Source organism: Rheinheimera pleomorphica, assembly GCF_011634895.1.
Taxonomy (GTDB): domain Bacteria; phylum Pseudomonadota; class Gammaproteobacteria; order Enterobacterales; family Alteromonadaceae; genus Alishewanella; species Alishewanella pleomorphica.
Genome location: NZ_SIRR01000001.1, coordinates 161,202 through 178,063 on the forward strand (window position 1 = coordinate 161,202; position 16,862 = coordinate 178,063).

General features: G+C 50.1%; 16 protein-coding genes. 3 read left to right on the forward strand and 13 right to left on the reverse strand.

The features are described from left to right. Positions 1-28: 28 nt before the first annotated feature. Complete coding sequence (radA, locus tag EYB30_RS00800; RefSeq protein WP_166835994.1) at positions 29-1,390, reverse strand: DNA repair protein RadA; 1,362 nt, start codon at positions 1,388-1,390, stop codon at positions 29-31. Between the two features lie 120 nt (positions 1,391-1,510). Here radA and EYB30_RS00805 point away from each other — a divergent pair, with 120 nt between their 5' ends. Then, positions 1,511-4,039, forward strand: coding sequence for a PilZ domain-containing protein (locus EYB30_RS00805; protein ID WP_166835996.1), 2,529 nt, complete (start codon positions 1,511-1,513; stop codon positions 4,037-4,039). Here EYB30_RS00805 and EYB30_RS00810 read toward each other — a convergent pair. Both EYB30_RS00810 and serB read right to left on the reverse strand, forming a co-directional pair. Next, the gene (locus tag EYB30_RS00810) at positions 4,007-4,903 is read right to left on the reverse strand and encodes an alpha/beta fold hydrolase (RefSeq protein ID WP_166835998.1); all 897 of its coding nucleotides are present in this window, start codon (positions 4,901-4,903) and stop codon (positions 4,007-4,009) included. The genes EYB30_RS00805 and EYB30_RS00810 overlap by 33 nt on opposite strands. A 2-nt stretch (positions 4,904-4,905) precedes the next feature. Further along, on the reverse strand, positions 4,906-5,949 hold the full coding sequence (serB, locus tag EYB30_RS00815) for a phosphoserine phosphatase SerB (RefSeq protein WP_241697922.1): 1,044 nt from the start codon (positions 5,947-5,949) through the stop codon (positions 4,906-4,908). Between the two features lie 71 nt (positions 5,950-6,020). Between serB and EYB30_RS00820 the strand changes: the two genes are divergently transcribed. Beyond that, positions 6,021-6,623, forward strand: a complete 603-nt coding sequence (locus EYB30_RS00820; protein WP_166836001.1) for an AhpA/YtjB family protein — start codon at positions 6,021-6,023, stop codon at positions 6,621-6,623. Here the strand turns inward: EYB30_RS00820 and EYB30_RS00825 are convergent. Genes EYB30_RS00825 through prfC form a run of 4 tightly spaced genes read right to left on the reverse strand, consistent with a single transcriptional unit; the run spans position 6,594 to position 11,373 of the window. After that, complete coding sequence (locus EYB30_RS00825) at positions 6,594-7,403, reverse strand: TatD family hydrolase (RefSeq protein WP_166836003.1); 810 nt, start codon at positions 7,401-7,403, stop codon at positions 6,594-6,596. The two genes, EYB30_RS00820 and EYB30_RS00825, sit on opposite strands and share 30 nt — an antisense overlap. Then, positions 7,394-8,032, reverse strand: coding sequence for a pyridoxamine 5'-phosphate oxidase (gene pdxH, locus EYB30_RS00830; protein ID WP_166836006.1), 639 nt, complete (start codon positions 8,030-8,032; stop codon positions 7,394-7,396). Before pdxH ends, EYB30_RS00825 begins: the two co-directional genes overlap by 10 nt. Before the next feature lie 2 nt (positions 8,033-8,034). Further along, on the reverse strand, positions 8,035-9,774 hold the full coding sequence (gene argS / locus EYB30_RS00835; protein ID WP_166836008.1) for an arginine--tRNA ligase: 1,740 nt from the start codon (positions 9,772-9,774) through the stop codon (positions 8,035-8,037). 12 nt (positions 9,775-9,786) lie between these two features. Next, complete coding sequence (gene prfC / locus EYB30_RS00840) at positions 9,787-11,373, reverse strand: peptide chain release factor 3 (RefSeq protein WP_166836010.1); 1,587 nt, start codon at positions 11,371-11,373, stop codon at positions 9,787-9,789. On the opposite strand from prfC, the gene EYB30_RS00845 reads away from it, so the two are divergent. Beyond that, on the forward strand, positions 11,366-11,542 hold the full coding sequence (locus EYB30_RS00845; RefSeq protein WP_166836012.1) for a hypothetical protein: 177 nt from the start codon (positions 11,366-11,368) through the stop codon (positions 11,540-11,542). The two genes, prfC and EYB30_RS00845, sit on opposite strands and share 8 nt — an antisense overlap. Here EYB30_RS00845 and EYB30_RS00850 read toward each other — a convergent pair whose 3' ends face one another. From EYB30_RS00850 to EYB30_RS00875, 6 genes are all read right to left on the reverse strand, one after another. Continuing rightward, positions 11,543-12,637, reverse strand: a complete 1,095-nt coding sequence (locus EYB30_RS00850; RefSeq protein WP_166836014.1) for a type 1 glutamine amidotransferase domain-containing protein — start codon at positions 12,635-12,637, stop codon at positions 11,543-11,545. 94 nt (positions 12,638-12,731) lie between these two features. Beyond that, positions 12,732-14,450, reverse strand: coding sequence for an SUMF1/EgtB/PvdO family nonheme iron enzyme (locus tag EYB30_RS00855; protein WP_166836016.1), 1,719 nt, complete (start codon positions 14,448-14,450; stop codon positions 12,732-12,734). Between the two features lie 67 nt (positions 14,451-14,517). Then, positions 14,518-14,955: a DUF3592 domain-containing protein gene (locus EYB30_RS00860; protein ID WP_166836018.1), complete on the reverse strand. Its 438-nt coding sequence runs from the start codon at positions 14,953-14,955 to the stop codon at positions 14,518-14,520. After that, the gene (locus tag EYB30_RS00865; RefSeq protein ID WP_166836020.1) at positions 14,952-15,353 is read right to left on the reverse strand and encodes a DUF3592 domain-containing protein; all 402 of its coding nucleotides are present in this window, start codon (positions 15,351-15,353) and stop codon (positions 14,952-14,954) included. The genes EYB30_RS00860 and EYB30_RS00865 overlap by 4 nt, the downstream gene beginning before the upstream one ends. Before the next feature lie 14 nt (positions 15,354-15,367). Then, positions 15,368-16,105 carry a response regulator transcription factor gene (locus EYB30_RS00870; RefSeq protein ID WP_166836022.1) on the reverse strand — a complete coding sequence of 246 codons (738 nt, stop codon included), beginning with the start codon at positions 16,103-16,105 and terminating at the stop codon, positions 15,368-15,370. 75 nt (positions 16,106-16,180) lie between these two features. Continuing rightward, complete coding sequence (locus EYB30_RS00875; protein WP_166836024.1) at positions 16,181-16,855, reverse strand: hypothetical protein; 675 nt, start codon at positions 16,853-16,855, stop codon at positions 16,181-16,183. Positions 16,856-16,862 lie beyond the last annotated feature (7 nt).

Here is a 16,862-nt window from a genome sequence, read left to right on the forward strand (position 1 = left end):
AAGCCCCGCACTGCGGGGCTTGTTATATTTAAATCGCCTCTAAGGCTTCCGACAATTTCGCGACCGCAATCACTTCCATGCCGCTGATAGCCTCTTTCGGGCTATTCGCCAGCGGCACTATTGCCCGTTTAAAGCCATGTTTGGCTGCCTCACGCAGCCGCTCCTGGCCACTGGGTACCGGACGTATTTCACCGGCCAGCCCCACCTCACCAAATACCACCAAATCATTTGGCAACGGCTTGTCGCGAAAACTGGATACCAGCGCCAATAAAGTGGCTAAATCGGCACTGGTTTCATTCACTTTTACGCCGCCGACCACATTAACAAACACGTCCTGATCAGCCATTTGGATGCCCGCGTGACGATGCATTACCGCCAGCAGCATTGATATACGGTTTTGCTCCATGCCCAGCGTAACCCGGCGTGGGTTATTCAGCGGTGAGTAATCCACCAACCCCTGAATTTCAACCAGCAATGGCCGGGTGCCTTCCCACAACACCATGACAATACTGCCGGATTGATCTTCCTTACCGCGGGTTAAAAAAATGGCCGACGGGTTTTTCACTTCTTTCATGCCCTGACCAGTCATGGCAAACACACCCAGCTCATTTACCGGGCCAAAGCGGTTTTTATTGCCACGCAAGGTGCGGTAGCGGTTGTCACTGTCACCATCAAGCATTACCGAGCAATCAATGCAGTGCTCCAACACCTTGGGCCCGGCCAGTGAGCCATCTTTGGTAACATGGCCGACCATAATAATCGCAATATGGTGCTGCTTGGCAAAACGGGTTAAATAGGCCGCGCTTTCACGCACCTGCGACACACTACCCGGCGCCGATTGTATATCGGCCAGGTGCATCACCTGAATAGAGTCGATAACCATAATGCGCGGCTTTTCCTGTTGTGCCAACGCACAGATGGTTTCAACATTAGTTTCCGCCAGCATTTTCAGCGCGTTGGTTGGCAAGCCTAAGCGCTGCGCCCGCATCGCCACCTGTTGTAAAGATTCCTCACCGGTAACATAAAGCGCGCCGCCCTGCTGTGCCAGGCCACACATAATTTGCAATAACAAGGTACTTTTGCCGGCGCCGGGATGGCCACCAATTAAAATAGCCGAGCCTGGCACTATGCCACCGCCCAGTACCCGGTCAAACTCAGCAAAACCACTGCTAAAACGCGGTACATCTTGTAAATCCACTTCATCCAGCCGCATCACTTTGGCCACGGCCGCGCCGGCATAGCCTTCAAAGCGGGCATTTTTACTGCTGCCGGTGCCCAGCCGCACTTCGCTTACGGTATTCCAGGCACCACACTCTGTGCACTGGCCTTGCCAACGCACAAAATCAGCCCCACAATCGCTGCAAACATAAGCGGTTTTTACTTTTGCCATAGTTTATTTTCTCAAGCTAAATGAAAGGCATGGATATTGCTTTTCAAAATATAACAACGTAGCGTACTACAGATTATAACCCTAGGGTGCCGGTATTTTGGCATTGAACCTGACTGAATTATGACAGCAACAGATTTACAGGAACATATTGGTATTATTGACCGGATGAAAAGCCTGCTCAACAGCGCAGACTTTGATCAGGTGTTTAGTTTATTGACCTCCGATCTGCCAAAGTCGAAACAATTCCTGCTAAAAATGGAGCTAAAACGCATGGCACAGCCATGCAACTTCTATATTGACCTGCGCGGCCATGTCGATGGCGATGTAAAACCCTATGAGTATATGGGCAAAACCCATTATCTGGATGACAATGCCATCAAAGTATTTGAGGCCGGGTTAAAGCAATACGGCAGCTTTACGCTGGGTTTGTACGAAGAGGTGTTAAATACCGAAAATAACTTTCGTGTTATGCACCGTAAACAAACCGAACAACGGGTGCGCAATGCGTTACAACAATCCGCCGCAGCAGATGACGCTGCAGCAGACGATGATAGCGCCAGCCAGCCTGCACAGTATGCTAACCTGGTGCCATTTGGCAGCTACACCAGCCGCCGCGACGAGCGGATGCACTTTAGCATCGATGTTGAGCTGGAGCTAAGCAACAAACGCATCAAAGCCAGCACCAGTGATTTATCGGTATCGGGCTGCAAAATAAAGCTGCCCAAACATCTTGAACTGACCGCAGGAACGCCGTTAAAACTGCATTTTACCGGGTTAGAACAAGAATTTATGCTTGGTTTGGCCGACGGCGTCGCCTATAACGTTGTCGACTCAGAGCGTCAGGGCAATGTGACCTACTTGCGCTTGCAACGGCAGCAAAATGCCGATGACGCGCAGTTTTCTGAGTTCTTGCAAAAATTTATTACCGGTAATAAACGACGCTACAAAGTGAATCTGGACAATGTTTGCCAAAGCCTGCTAAGCAAAGGCTACGAGCAGTTTTACCTGCCGCGCAGCAGTACCTTGCCGGTGTTTATTGCGGTAAAAGAAGGCAAACCCGTACCGGTGTGTGCTTTGACTACCGATTGCAACAAAGCCGTTTGGCAATATTTTCTCGATGAACAACATCAGGCAGTATTTGCCAGTATATTTAATGTACGCCGCCTGAAAACGTTATTACAGCTACCCAGTAGCGACAAATCCACTATTGTGTACAGTTTTACCCATGCGGTTAAAGGCAGATTGTTTTTTTACTCAGCCACCCGGGAAGAGCTGGCGCAGTCCGATCGGGCACGGCAGTTATTTCTTGGCTTTGGCGCCAGCAAACCGAGCTGGCGGGTGTTTCAGCTGAATTTACACCGCACCTCTGCCGCTTTGGCCGAAATGCCATCAAGCTTACCGGCATCAGACGGCAGCAAAGCGACAGCGGGGTTATCGAATCTGGTAAAGCAGTTTATTCAGGACATTCGCTATATTGCCAGTCTGAGCGATATTACAGCAACAGAAAGTGCTTTTTGGTACCAGAGCTATCCGGTTGATCAGCAGCAACTCAAACTATTGGCCAACTTTGGCCATCAAAAAGTTCCCAACCAACCACAGTGCGAAGCGGTCGCCGTGCAATATGTGAATCTGCGCTCTGAGTCTCGCTATTTATACAAAACGACCGTCACTATTAGCGACAGTGAACAGCAAACTGAGTTAAGTGGCCACAGCCGGGACTTTTCGTCGAAAGGCTTACAACTGGAAACCACCTTACCGGTGCGGTTTAAAAAAGGCGATGTAGTGTTGCTTAACCTGCCGGACATGCAGAAAATCAGCAATAAATATCAGTTAACGTCACTGCCGTATGAAGTGATGGCCGTTAGCAAAAGCCGTACTATTATGAATTTACGCGCCGCAGAAGGCACCGAGCCTCATACCGGCCGGTTATTTTTTCAGCAATTGATCCAGAATAACCGTGCCAAGCTGACCCCGGCGGAAGAAAGCCCGAAATATCCCGGGCTGTCTGTTGCCCTGCGTAATCTGTACCTTAATGCCCAGAATCATTTTGTGCTGTATATACATCGCAAGGGTATCCGTTACGAAATTAATACGGTGGCCCAGGGTCAGCAACCAAGCAGCTTGCACCAACTACTGAGTGTAGATAGCAATAAAGCTGAAAAACTGGATTTGGCGCCGATCCTGCAAAACAATGCCGCCAGCCTGCATTTTGCCCAGCAGTTAAAACAGATGAAACGTTTTGATAGCCCAAAAGCGTTTGAGTTATATATCACAGTGCACAACAAGGCTGCGCCCGGCTCGCGCCTGTCCTGTCGCTATGACTACGAATTTGCCAGTGAACAACTAAAACAGCAGTATGTGCTTAGTGCACTGCAAAATGGCACCTTATTTTGTTATCGCTTTTTGCTATCACGCACCGGCAGGCCGGATATTGATTTTATTGCCGCAGAGCTCAACTACATCAGTACTTATGCGATACACAAAGCCAAACAATTGGAAGAAGAACTATGGAGTGTCGCCGGTGTTATTGACGCCATAGATATCTCCGCCGAAGTGGCCTGGCGCTACGGCGCTACACTTGAGCAAAGTGCACAGCAAGATTTACAGCGCCAAACGTTAATTGCGCAGTTGCAACAACCAGTCCCGTAGCTGTGGAAAATGATCATCTATAGCCGCCGGGTGCGTCAGCATAGAGATATGGTCATAGTCGTGTTGGTAGCCGCTGGCTTTACCCAATAAACTAAAACGCGCCTGCGGTGCGGTCTCGGCAATAAAGCGGCGCACATCGTCCGGGTGTCCCAGCAGGCGATCATTTTGTGCCGCGAAATGCCACACCGGCGGCCAGCGCAATTGTTGACAGGCATTGGCATAATCAAATTGATCACTGGGATCAACAAAGGCCGCACCGTTAATCCAGTGCACGGTATCGCGTAAAAACTGTTCCGGTTCATCATCGGCGCCCAAACGCCACTTACGCGCCGGAAAATAGCCCTGTTTACGGCTAAGCCAGGGCGCTAGCGTATTCCAGACAAAATCAATTTTCAGTTTACGCTCCAGGCTGTTGACACTGATCACCCGTTTCGTACCAAAGCACACTTTTGCCGCCACCTTAGCGGTTAATTCTGGGTAACGGGCCAGACTCGCCCCCGCCACAACACCGCCCCAGGAGTGAGCAATCAAAATAACCGGCTGTTGATGCAACTGATAAATATGTTCAATCAGCGCCGGGATATCACGGGTGATCATTTGCTGCTGACTTTGCACAAATCCCTGTGAAACATGTGGTCTGGACAAGCCACGGCCGGCAAAATCGGCGCAGTACACCATAAAGCCACTGTCTGCCAGATAGCAGCCTAAGCCTTTGCCGGAATGACTGTAAAAAATGCGGCCGTTTTCAATGGCGCCATGCAGCATCAGTACCGGCGCTATGCCTTGCTGTAGTGGCAGTAAGCGGCGCAGATGCAACTGGTACTGGTCTAAATCCAGATAAAACGAGCTTTGCTGATGTTTCATGCTTAATCCAGCAAATACAGCAGCTGTAATAAAGAACCTTGCCGGATAGCCGCTTTGGCCTGCGCCTGAACTTTGGGTTTGGCATGAAAAGCCACGCCTAAGCTGGCGGCATTCAACATCGGAATATCATTAGCACCATCCCCTATTGCTACCGTTTGGCTGCTGGCTATGCCGAACTGCGCGGCCAGCTTTGTCACCACCTGTGCTTTGGTCGTGGCATCAACAATATCGCCCAACACTTTACCGGTGAGCTTGCCATCAACAATCTCCAGCACATTGGCAAAAGTGGCTGTTAGGCCCAGCTGCTGCTTTAACGCATCAGTAAAATAGGTAAAGCCGCCTGAGGCTATCGCCACCTGCCACTGATGCTGCTGTAAATGCGTTACCAACTCGGTTAAGCCCGGCATCAACGGCACCGTATCCAATACCTGGCGCAGTATCGTTTGTGGTGCGCCGGCTAACGTCGCCACTCGCGCCACCAGGCTCTGGGCAAAATCCAGCTCGCCATTCATCGCCCGGGCGGTTACCGCCGCCACCTGCTCACCGGTGCCAGCCAGCTTAGCAATTTCGTCTATACATTCTATTTGGATCGCAGTGGAGTCCATATCCATCACCAGCACACCCGCTTGTTGCAGCGTTGGCGTTTCGGTTAAATACACCACTTCAATATCCAGCGTTGTAGCAAGGCTGGCTAATTGCTGCTGTTGCTGCAGTGTCAGCCCGGCAGAAAGCTGCAGCTCAAGCGCTCCAGCTAATGCAGGATGAGGTTGATACAACCGGCAAGCCATGGCGGTTTCGCTAGCCAGTTGCTGCAGTAGCATAGCGATAGCCTGCCAGTTAAGCTGCTGTGCAAACACGCGCAGCACAGCACTATAGCCATTTTCGGGTAACGCAAAAGCCTCAGCCTGGCGCAATGCTAATGGCTCAGCGCTTTGCAATAACAATTGGTTGTGTTGCCATTTCAGTGCATAGTTTTGCTGTACAGACAACGTTGCTGGCGCAACAGCGGCTTGTGCTGTTGTGGGAAGCTGATAAAAAAACGACACTTGAGTCCCTATACTTGCTGACACGACCATGGCATGCTACGCGCATTAACGACTAGCTAAGCTGGCGCTTTATGGAAAATATGCAGAACGATATCCCATTACCCAACAGCACTTCAAGCACTATTAAGCTGCTACAGATTGCGGTTGCGGTATTGGGGATCTGGCTGTTATTACATAGTTGGGTGCTGCTACAGCAACAAGGTCGGCATTTGCTGCAACAACAAAGCAGCCAGCTGATGCGCGAAACCCTGGCAACCTTGTCACATACCGCGGCCTATTTAATCGAAAATGATCAACTCGACGGCCTGGAGCAACTGACGCAGCATATTGCTGCCAGCCCCTATTTGCATGACGTGGTGGTGTACGACGCTAACGGCGTACGCATGAGCTGGTCTGAAGGCAGCGCAGCCGCCAGGCTGTTATATAGTCCGACGCAAGTGGAGCCGCTACAGGCGATGGTACAACCCATCAGCAAAGATCAGCAGTTGCTTGGTTATATTAAGTTAAGCTTACGTCTGGATGCATCCTTGACGCCTATTGCCATGTCATGGCAGCGTTTAATGCAACAGTTGCTGCTTATGCTGGTATTAGCCGGTATTATTGGTTTTTTGCTGCGCCGCGGCTTTTCGCGTTTTTCGCGGCAGTCACTGCGCCTGCGTCGCCTCAAGCCGTAAGATATCCACGCTGTTTTGCCATAAGCTGGTGGCTATTTGCTCAGGCGGCTCTGGCCTTAGCTGACAAAAGGCGTCAAACACCAACGCCAGCTGCGCCGGAGTATTCACCTCCCCTTGAAAACCAGCCAGCGGCATTGCCGGCGCATCGGTTTCCAGCACAAAGCTGCTTAGCGGCAACTTACTCACGGTACGTCGTGTCTTCTCTGCACGGTCATAGGTAATGGTACCGCCGATGCCGAGCTTAAAACCCAACTCAATAAAGGCCATCGCCTGCTGCTGGCTGCCGGAAAAGGCATGTAAAATACCGCCTTCAGTAAACTGCTGGCGTTTAAGCTCTGCTAAAAGCTGTGGCTGACTTTTACGATGATGCAAAATTACCGGCTTATGATATTTGCCGGCGAGTTCAAGCTGACGGCTAAACAACGTTTGCTGCACATCAAAGCTGCTGGTGTCTAACGCGAAATCGAGGCCAATTTCACCCACGGCTACAATGTGTGATAAATGCTGTATCAGCAACGCCTCAAGCTCTGTCACCGATTCTGGCTTAGCCTTCGCCGCCCACCACGGATGTATGCCCAGCGCGATATGCCAGTGTGGTTGTTGTTTGTGTAAATCTAACAGGTTTTGCCAGGCAGACTCTTGTACAGCAGGAATAACTAAAGCGGCAACCCCGGCCTGCTGCGCCTGTTGCCAGTGTAGCGCCTGCGTAGCGGCAAGCTCGGGTAAATCGAGGTGACAGTGGGTATCAAACAGCTTAAGCCCATCTTTGGTTAGGGACATAACCTGTCGATATCCCAGCGGCCATCGGCTGACTGGCTGTACATAAAGCGGTCGTGCAGCCGGTGCTCGCCGCCCTGCCAGAATTCAATTTTATGCGGCCGTACTAAAAAACCGCCCCAGAAGGATGGCAGCGGCACTTCGCCGTGTTCAAACTTGTGTTTTATCTCAGCAAACTTTTGCAGCAGCGCCTGACGGGTAGACACCGGCCGGCTTTGCTCTGACGCCCAGGCGGCCAGTTGGCTTTCTTTTGGCCGCGATAAAAAGTATTTTGCCACCTGAATATTACTTACCCGCTCAGCAGTGCCGTAAACAATCACCTGCCGCTCCAGCGGGTGCCAGGGAAAATGCAGGCACACCTTTGGGTTGCTACTAAGCTCGGTCGCCTTACGGCTGCCCAGGTTGGTGTAAAAAGTAAAGCCTTCAGGGCTGACATCTTTTAACAACACCAGCCGCTGTGACGGCTGGCCCTGCTCGTCGACTGTCGCCACACACATTGCGGTTGGATCCGGCAGCTCGGCCGCTATCGCATCTTTTAGCCACAGCTCAAACTGCGCTATCGGATCGGCATTGAGCTTGTCAAAATCCAGCTTATCTTTAGTGTAACTGCGGCGAATATCGTCGATTTTCATCTTTACATGCGCTCCATAACCTCAATACCGAGTAAGTCCAGGCCTTGCTGTAACAGCTTAGCAGTGAAAATACTCAGCATTAAACGGCTGTCACGCTGTGCTGGTTCAACGCCGTCTTTAAGTATTGGGCAAGCTTCGTAAAACGCCATATATAAACTGGCCAGCTCATACAGGTAATTACACAGCAGGTTCGGCTGCGCATCTTTCATAACCTGTTGCAGTGCTTCTTCAAAGCGCAGCAATTTCACCGCTAACTGCTTTTCCTGCTCCTGCTCGATAACCAGACTGGCGCTAAAGCTATCACTAATGTCCGCACGGCGTAAAATACTGCGTACCCGGGTGTAAGCGTATTGCAGATAAGGCGCGGTAGCACCTTCAAAGCTTAGCATCGCATCCCAGCTAAAAATGTAGTCACTGGTACGGTTTTTTGACAAATCAGCGAATTTCACCGCACCAATGCCTACTTTACGTGCCACTTCAGCAATTTCGTCAGCGGTTAAATCACTGGCCTTTTCCTGTACTACGGCTTTGGCGCGCACTACGGCTTCTTCCAGTAGTTCGGCCAGTTTTACCGTGCCACCGGTACGGGTTTTAAACGGCTTGCCGTCTTCGCCCATCATGGTACCAAACGGGCAGTGGTCATAAATGGTGGCATCGCGCAGGTAGCCAGCCTTACGCGCTACCAGCTCAACCTGCTTAAAGTGCAGCGCCTGGCGCGCATCGGTAAAAATTATTACCCGGTCCGCATTTAGCGTATGGCTGCGGTACTGGCAGGCCGCTAAATCGGTAGTGGAATATAAAAAGCCACCACCGGTTTTTTGTACGATAAAGGGCGATGGCTTGCCTTCTTTATCGGCCAGCTCTTGCAGGAACACCACCAGTGCGCCCTGATCTTCCACCGCCATCGATTTCGCTTTTAAATCATCCACTATGCCTTGCAGCATGCTGTTATAAGCACTTTCCGGCTTAATATCGGCATGGCTTAGCGTGACGTTCAGTTTTTCATATACTTCTTCGCTGTGTTTTACCGAGGTGTCAATAAACAGCTGCCACAGCTTTTGGCAATGAGTATCACCGCTTTGCAGCTTTACCACATAGTCGCGTGATTTATCAGCAAAACCAGCTTCATCGTCAAAGCGCTTTTTCGCTTCACGGTAGAAATCTTCAAGGTCAGCCAGCGCAACGCTTTCCAAATCAATACCCGCTGCCAGCTTGTCTTCCAGATGCGCAATCAGCATACCAAACTGGGTGCCCCAGTCACCCATATGGTTCTGCCGGATAACCTTGTCGCCCCAGAATTCCAGCGTACGCACCACAGCGTCACCAATAATGGTCGAGCGCAAATGGCCAACGTGCATTTCTTTGGCCAAATTCGGTGCCGAATAGTCCACCACTACGGTTTGCGGAGTGTTGTTGGCACTGACGCCTAAACGGCTATCAGTAGTCGCTTGCTGCAATTGTGTCGCCAGCCAGCTTTTATCCAGCGTGACGTTAATAAAGCCGGGGCCTGCGATCTCCGTTTTACTGGCAATGCCGGCTAAATTTAGCTGCTGCACTAACTGCTCGGCCAGCTGACGCGGGTTGGTTTTCATCAGCTTAGCCGCTGCCATAGCGCCGTTAATCTGATAATCGCCAAATTCCGGTCGGGTACTTACGGTAACCGCGGCATTGGTATCGGCAGGTAAGCCCAGCGCAACAAAGGCGCTTTGTGTTTTTTCAGTTAATAATTGCTTAATATTCATCTGGCTTACCTGTTAGTGTTCACGGGTTTTGTGGAATTTGATCTTCGGGTAACGCTCTATGGCCAGGTTCAGGTTCACCATAGTCGGTGCGATATAAGTTAAGGCATCGCCACCGTCCAGCGCTAAATTCTGGCTGGCTTTGTTTTTAAACTCGTCCAGCGCTTTGCCATCATCACTGTATACCCAACGTGCAGTCGACACGTTAACCGCTTCATACAGCGCATCGACGTTATATTCTGACTTTAACCGGCTTACTACCACATCAAACTGCAGCACGCCGACAGCGCCGACGATTAAGTCGTTATTATCCAGCGGCCGGAACACCTGCACCGCGCCTTCTTCAGACAACTGTACCAGGCCTTTTAGCAACTGCTTTTGCTTTAGCGGGTCGCGCAGGCGGATACGGCGGAACAGCTCAGGCGCAAAGTTAGGAATACCGGTAAATTGCATATTTTCACCGGTGGTAAAGGTATCCCCTATTTTGATGGTGCCATGGTTATGCAGGCCAATAATATCGCCCGGGTAGGCTTCTTCTAAATGCTCGCGATCACCGGCGACAAAGGTTAACGCCTGTGGGATCAACACATCTTTACCAATGCGCACATGACGCACCTTCATGCCCTTTTCGTATTTACCCGATACGATGCGTAAAAACGCCACCCGGTCGCGGTGTTTCGGGTCCATATTGGCCTGAATTTTAAACACAAAGCCGCTAAAGCCGGTCTCAACAGGCTCAACAGTACGGCTGTCGGTTGCACGCGACTGCGGCGCCGGTGCCCACTGCGTTAACCCATCCAGCATATGGTCTACACCAAAGTTACCCAGCGCAGTACCAAAAAATACCGGTGTCAGCTCACCTTTTAAAAATAGCTCGCGGTCAAACTCATGGCTGGCGCCCTGCACCAGTTCCATTTCATCGCGCAGCTGCTGGGCGTAATAACCAATACGCTTGTCCAGCTCAGGGTTATTCAAACCTTTGATAATATCCACGTCCTGAATGGTATGACCCATACCGGATTTATACAGAATCACCTCATCACGCAAAATGTGATACACGCCTTTAAATTCCTTGCCTGAGGCTATTGGCCAGGTAATGGGCGCACAGGCAATTTTCAGTACGCTTTCAACTTCATCCAGCAAATCGATTGGGTCGCGGATATCGCGGTCCATTTTGTTCATAAAGGTGATAATCGGCGTATCGCGCAGCCGGGTGACTTCCATCAGCTTAATGGTGCGCTCTTCAACACCCTTGGCGCCGTCAATCACCATCAGACAAGAGTCAACTGCCGTTAAGGTGCGGTAGGTATCTTCCGAGAAGTCTTCGTGGCCCGGGGTATCGAGCAGGTTAACCAGACAAGCATTGTATGGAAACTGCATCACAGAGGTAGTCACCGAAATACCGCGCTCTTTTTCCATTTCCATCCAGTCGGAGGTAGCATACTGGCCGGACTTTTTGCCTTTCACGGTACCGGCTTTTTGGATCAATTGTCCGAATAACAATACTTTTTCAGTAATGGTGGTTTTACCGGCATCGGGGTGCGAGATGATCGCAAAGGTGCGCCGGCTGTTTACTTCGGCTAAAAAGTTATCTGTGCTCATAATATCCAATAGTCTGTTACCGCAGGCATCCGGCTACGGTGTAGGGCAAAACCCGGAAGTAAATAATAATGCGCGCGATTATAGCAGCTTGAACGGCAAGGGCACAGAGTGGATGCGTGACATTGTGGTATCAGCACGCCAGCGCTTTGCTGGCGCGCTAAAAACCTGATTACAGCGCTAACTGCGTTTTAAGCTCGGCGACATATTTATGCTCCGGGTAACGCTGCACAAACTGCTGATATACCGCCTTGGCCTGCGCTGTCAGCCCCTGCTCCAACGATTGCAACACTAACTGCGCATCAAATTCCGGATGCGAAAAGTGCTTGCTGATGGTATGCATAATCGCCAATTCGCGGGCTTTATCGGCAGCATCGGCCAGGCGGTAGGCATAAAAACCATACAGCGCCAGATAGTTAATATCGATATTGTGTTCTGGTTGTTGCAGGGCCAGATCAATCACTACAGGGCCGTTTTGCCTGGCCTGAGAAATCAAGCTCATGGTTTGCTCGTCAGAGAAAGGTTGACGCGCCCTTACCGGCAAGCCCAGTGCCAATACCATCGCTTCGGCTGCTTTGGCTACAGACCCCGGGTTCTGTGCAGTGATCAAGTTACCGTCGACTGCAACATACGGTAGCATTGGCGCATTGTGCACAAACTGTGCACCATTTTCAGTTAAGCGATCCTGCAATAAAAATGGAAACAGGGCTAAATGCTCAGCACTAAAGGCATGCTCTTCGCTATTAGTGAAGCCATTTACCTGTTTACCGGCAACAAAATAACTGCCATCGGCCAGTTTAATATCGGCTATCGCAGCCGGGCCGTGGCAAACAGCTGTAATAACTTTGTCTTTATTGACTGCACTAGTTAGTAGTCGCTGTGTAGCCTGATGGCTTGGCAAATCCAACATAGCGCCGGAGCCGCCAACAATAAACACACCGTCATACTGCTTAATGTCAGTATCAGCTGTGGCCAGTGTATTCGCTAACTGCGCAGTAGCTAGCGATTTAAAGCGCTGAATATACCCCAACGCGTCTTTATTGTTTTTTACCAGCACAGCACCGCCTTTAGGGCTGGCAATATCCAGTTTTACACCATTGTCATGCAGCACCAGATAAGACTGCGCCAGCTCTTCCAAATCGTAACTCAATTCAGGATTCGCCTCAGTGCCGTAGCTGGAGATCAGCATTAACACCCGTTTATTATCAGCCAATGCAGCCTGGCTTACCAATAACACGCCACCCAATACATAGCTTAACCACTTCATCTTTCTACTCCTGTTAAATAACAACAGCAGACTAGCAAAGCGCGCGTCGCGATATTGTGAAGCCACGCCGGTATCACAGGTTTACCGCTCAAGGTTAACTTTCTGGCTGTGTTAGCTCCATCCAGCTTAAACCCCAACGATCAAAATCTTCCCGCAATATCGTCAGTTCCAATGGCTGCTTTCCAGCTTCTAAATACACCTTATGCCGGTTTGATACTGAGTCATCAATACCGCGTTCAAAGTTGACAGTACCGGCCAGCTTTCTGCCCTGCCAGAGCTGAAAAAACGCACCGTTTTGAAAGCTGCTGCCTTTATAATTCAGCTGGTACCAGCCAGCTTTTGCTACTTCAATATCAAAACGCAGCGTCACCAGTTGCTGCTCTGTGGCTTTATTGGTTTTAAATACCAGGTAGCGCTCGGGTTTATCTTCACTGGCAGCAAAATAATATAAAGGCGCATTGTTTAGTTGAGCCAGTTGCTGCATGTCGATGCGACCGGGAATGGCCACTGGCGGCTGCTCAGGTAACCAGAGCGCTTTATCTGATGGTAAAGAAGAACCAGTTTCCGAGCGGGAAACTACCAAAAAGCTGCCACCGCCTTTAGGTAAGGTGACGTGCAACTGTGTGCTTTCTGCACCAACGGTATAAGCTTTTTCATAATGCTTCTGGTAAAAGCCGCCAACTAAATGCGCCAGCTTTATTGTTGAGCGGTAAATATCATAGCCTGTTATCCGTTTATCCGCTGCTGGCTGCCAGCTAAGTATTAACTTGCCATCCGCACGCTCGGTCAAACTCAGGTTTTCCACCACAGCAAGCAAAGGTTCCCGGCTTGCCAGGTGTGCATGCTGCGCCCGATGCAGTTGCCGCTCAAACACCTCGCTTGAGGGCGCAACAACATCAGAATGCCCGTCCATTGCCAAACGAAAGCCGATACCAGCCGCGACATTCCAACCTTCACGTTTAAAGCGGCCACGGTTGCTGTGCGGCTGAGCCGGATAATGCCAATTGCCGCCGCGGGTGGCGATAAAACCACACCTTGCGGTGTCGGCGGCTACGCCAGACACATAGCCTTGCGGGCTAAAACAACTATTAAGATACTGGCTAACATTGCCCACCATGTCATACAACCCAAACGGATTAGGCCGGTATAAACCGACTATGGCATTGTAGGCTTCGCCATCATCGCAATTCAGATGCTCGATAAAGCCTTTGTTACTGTAACCATACAGCTGGTTATTGGCATGCTCGCCACTAAGATCTGCAAAGTTGCCATACTGACAGGCTTGCGTTTGCAATGGATCATCACCCCAGAAATAGCGGCTGCTGGTATTGGCTTTAGTGGCATACTCCCACTCCTGCTCGGTGGGCAAGCGGTATTGCAGGCCGGTTTGTTCAGACAACCAGGCCGCATAGTTATTGGCATCTTGCCACGAGATACAGGTTACCGGCTGGTAATCACTGTAGCTATAGCGGTGCTTATCCCAGCGCCCACTGCCTTTGTGCTCCGGGCCGCGCAGGCCTTCAGCATCAATAAAGTCGTTGCATGTATGCTCAGGGCTATAGCCCGTTTCTTGCGCGAAGTGACGAAACTCAGCTACGGTTACCGCGTATTTACCCAGCTGAAAGGCGTTCAGACTGACCTTATGTGCTGGCTGCGCCTGTTTTTCTCCGCCGGTAGTACCCATGACAAACTCGCCGGCCGGGATATTGACCATCGGCGGCACGATATGCTCTGCCGCTACCGTAATAAAACTGGTACTAAGTGACAACAGTATGAGCGTGGGGGGGGTTAGAATACGAGGAATTAGCGCCATAAAATAATTACCTTTTCTGATTGTTCACTGAGACACAGCAGCAACGTAGCTAGTCAGCCAAAGCCGTTTAAATCTGTGCCTTTATTAGTTTTCTTAAAAAAATATTTAGTAGTGGGCAAAGCAGCGTCAAGATAAGAAAAGCGCCACTAAGCAGGGTGTAAAAGTACAATTCATCCCAGCGTTGTATTCTGGCGTGATGCGGGTTTTGCTCAGCAAAATACACATCCACCACCTCACCCAACTGCCAGCGCGGATAGCCAAGTGCCCGGCCTTCAACACTATACGTGGTACCTGCATACTGAAACTCGGCTACCGGCTGTAAATCAGTTGATGACGCCTGACCATTAACGGAGGTAGTTAAACCGGCCTTGCTGCCAAAGCCCACTACAGTGGCAGGCGTAACGGTTAAGCCTTCTGTAAAAGAGGACTCTTGCAGATAAAAATAGCCTGTTGCCAGACACAACAACATCACCACAACTATTGCGGGTATACATTTAACACTCATGACGCTACTCCCAAATACAATGCGGGTAGCCCCAGCACAATAAACATACACGCCATCACAGGGTTATTCGCCCGTGCCAGCCTGGCGCTATTCTCATTTCCCGGTATAAACAAGATGTCCACCTGATCATCTTCTTTCATTGTTTTGCGGTAATAAGAGGTGTTGGACTTCACCTCGTAACGCATGTTATGAACGCTAAATTCAAAGTAAGGCCGGTATAGGGTTCTTACTCTCCTATCACTGTCTTTGCTCTGATATTCGTCGACGCGGCTTATCCTGCCTTGTGTTTTTACAGCGTTGTGCACATACCAGAGGTAGTCACACAGCATGTAAACACCCAGTAGCAAAAATACTGAGCCAACAAGCAGCAACATCAGGTTCATATTTAAATCCAACACGTTTTTATCATGGTTTATCGATGGCGAAGTGCCAGCGACACATTATCAGTGTGTATGTCGTTATAATGTGAAGCAGTTGATTCGAGCCGGTAACCTTGTCGATGCAAGGTTTTAAGCATTGGCGTCGCAAAAGGCTTATCTAACTCCCGCCGTAGGGTGTAGATATGCGAGCGAATCACGTCACTGTCGCAGTATCTACCTGCCCAGATTTTGTTTGCCAGCTGCTGACGGCTAACCGCATTTGGATAGGCCTGTGCCAACATCATCAATATTTCAAAGTCGGTATTGCTTAGCCTCAGCTTCTTATCTGCCCGAACAACAACACGCCTATTTTCATTGATTTTTAGCTCTCCAATGCTAATTGTTTGCGGTTGATGTAACTTGTGGCGCCGCGACAGTGCTTTACAGCGTAAGCCCAGCTCTTCTAAACAATAGGGCCTGCTCATAAAGTCGTCGGCGCCGGCGGCGAAGCCCTGGCGCTTTTCTGTCAGACAATCTCTATCAGACATCAGTAATACCGGCGGGATCGGATCGCACTGTTGCTTCAGAGTACTGCACAAATCCGCCCCCTTGCTGCCTGTCAGCATCACGTTTATTACTATCACATCGAAACTGATGGCCCGGGCCAGCTTTAAGCCCAGTGTGCCCGTAGCAGCAAAATCGACCTGCATTCCCGCTTGCAGCAGATAATCACACAGCTCCCGCCCCAGCTGATGGCAGCTTTCAATCACAAGTACAGATAGTTCTTTCATTTTTTAATAATTCCAGAGCACCAATAGCAGTAATGTCTCAGCGCTAAGCAATATTGGCATTGACCGCCCCTTGAATTAGTACCTAAATCGCGTGAATTTCGGTCTTAGCGCCAGCAAAAAGATATAAATGCTAGTCACCGCAACCACTAATAACACTGGTATTGATAATATTAAGGGAGTGCGCAACGCCTCCGGAATGACATGATTGTTGCCAAAAAAGAAGATGGATGCAGACAGAAACAGCGCAAACCCCATGCGCCACACATGACGAATTAGTTGCTGCTTTCTGGACAATGTTGGTTGTCGCCAGTAGCTCAAATCGAGTACTGCGCAGAGAAAAGACACTGCAGCAATGAAATAGAAAGCGCCAGCGGGCAGATCATTTAGTGTGCCCGTTGCGGAGTTAGCCGCTTTAATGCCACCCAAAACTGAGCCCAAACATAGCGTTAAGGCCATAATAGGCGATAATCTGCAAACCCATTTCGCCACATACCACCTGGACAAACTTGCCCAGCCAGTCAAAAAGCAATACAGGGTTAGCAAGCCTAAAAACACCGTAAACAAGATATCCCGTTGCACGCTCAGCAATAATCCGCTTGCTGTTAATGCCAGCATAAAGCAGACAAAAACCCGGCCGAAAAACCGGTGTAGCTGCGAGCCTTTTGTTGCAAAAAGCGCCGTAAAACCCGCAACAAGCGTAATTCCACCCGCGATGAAATGTAAATTTCCAATTAAGGACAGTGTTTGCATAGCACCC

Excerpts from the sequence above, each read along its gene's own strand:
- pdxH (WP_166836006.1), bottom strand. The coding sequence starts at position 8,032 with ATGAAAATCGACGATATTCGCCGCAGTTACACTAAAGATAAGCTGGAT.
- EYB30_RS00870 (WP_166836022.1), bottom strand. The coding sequence starts at position 16,105 with ATGAAAGAACTATCTGTACTTGTGATTGAAAGCTGCCATCAGCTGGGG.
- EYB30_RS00810 (WP_166835998.1), bottom strand. The coding sequence starts at position 4,903 with ATGAAACATCAGCAAAGCTCGTTTTATCTGGATTTAGACCAGTACCAG.
- EYB30_RS00805 (WP_166835996.1), top strand. The coding sequence starts at position 1,511 with ATGACAGCAACAGATTTACAGGAACATATTGGTATTATTGACCGGATG.
- argS (WP_166836008.1), bottom strand. The coding sequence starts at position 9,774 with ATGAATATTAAGCAATTATTAACTGAAAAAACACAAAGCGCCTTTGTT.
- radA (WP_166835994.1), bottom strand. The coding sequence starts at position 1,390 with ATGGCAAAAGTAAAAACCGCTTATGTTTGCAGCGATTGTGGGGCTGAT.
- EYB30_RS00825 (WP_166836003.1), bottom strand. The coding sequence starts at position 7,403 with ATGTCCCTAACCAAAGATGGGCTTAAGCTGTTTGATACCCACTGTCAC.
- EYB30_RS00875 (WP_166836024.1), bottom strand. The coding sequence starts at position 16,855 with ATGCAAACACTGTCCTTAATTGGAAATTTACATTTCATCGCGGGTGGA.
- prfC (WP_166836010.1), bottom strand. The coding sequence starts at position 11,373 with ATGAGCACAGATAACTTTTTAGCCGAAGTAAACAGCCGGCGCACCTTT.
- EYB30_RS00820 (WP_166836001.1), top strand. The coding sequence starts at position 6,021 with ATGGAAAATATGCAGAACGATATCCCATTACCCAACAGCACTTCAAGC.
- EYB30_RS00860 (WP_166836018.1), bottom strand. The coding sequence starts at position 14,955 with ATGAGTGTTAAATGTATACCCGCAATAGTTGTGGTGATGTTGTTGTGT.
- EYB30_RS00850 (WP_166836014.1), bottom strand. The coding sequence starts at position 12,637 with ATGAAGTGGTTAAGCTATGTATTGGGTGGCGTGTTATTGGTAAGCCAG.
- EYB30_RS00855 (WP_166836016.1), bottom strand. The coding sequence starts at position 14,450 with ATGGCGCTAATTCCTCGTATTCTAACCCCCCCCACGCTCATACTGTTG.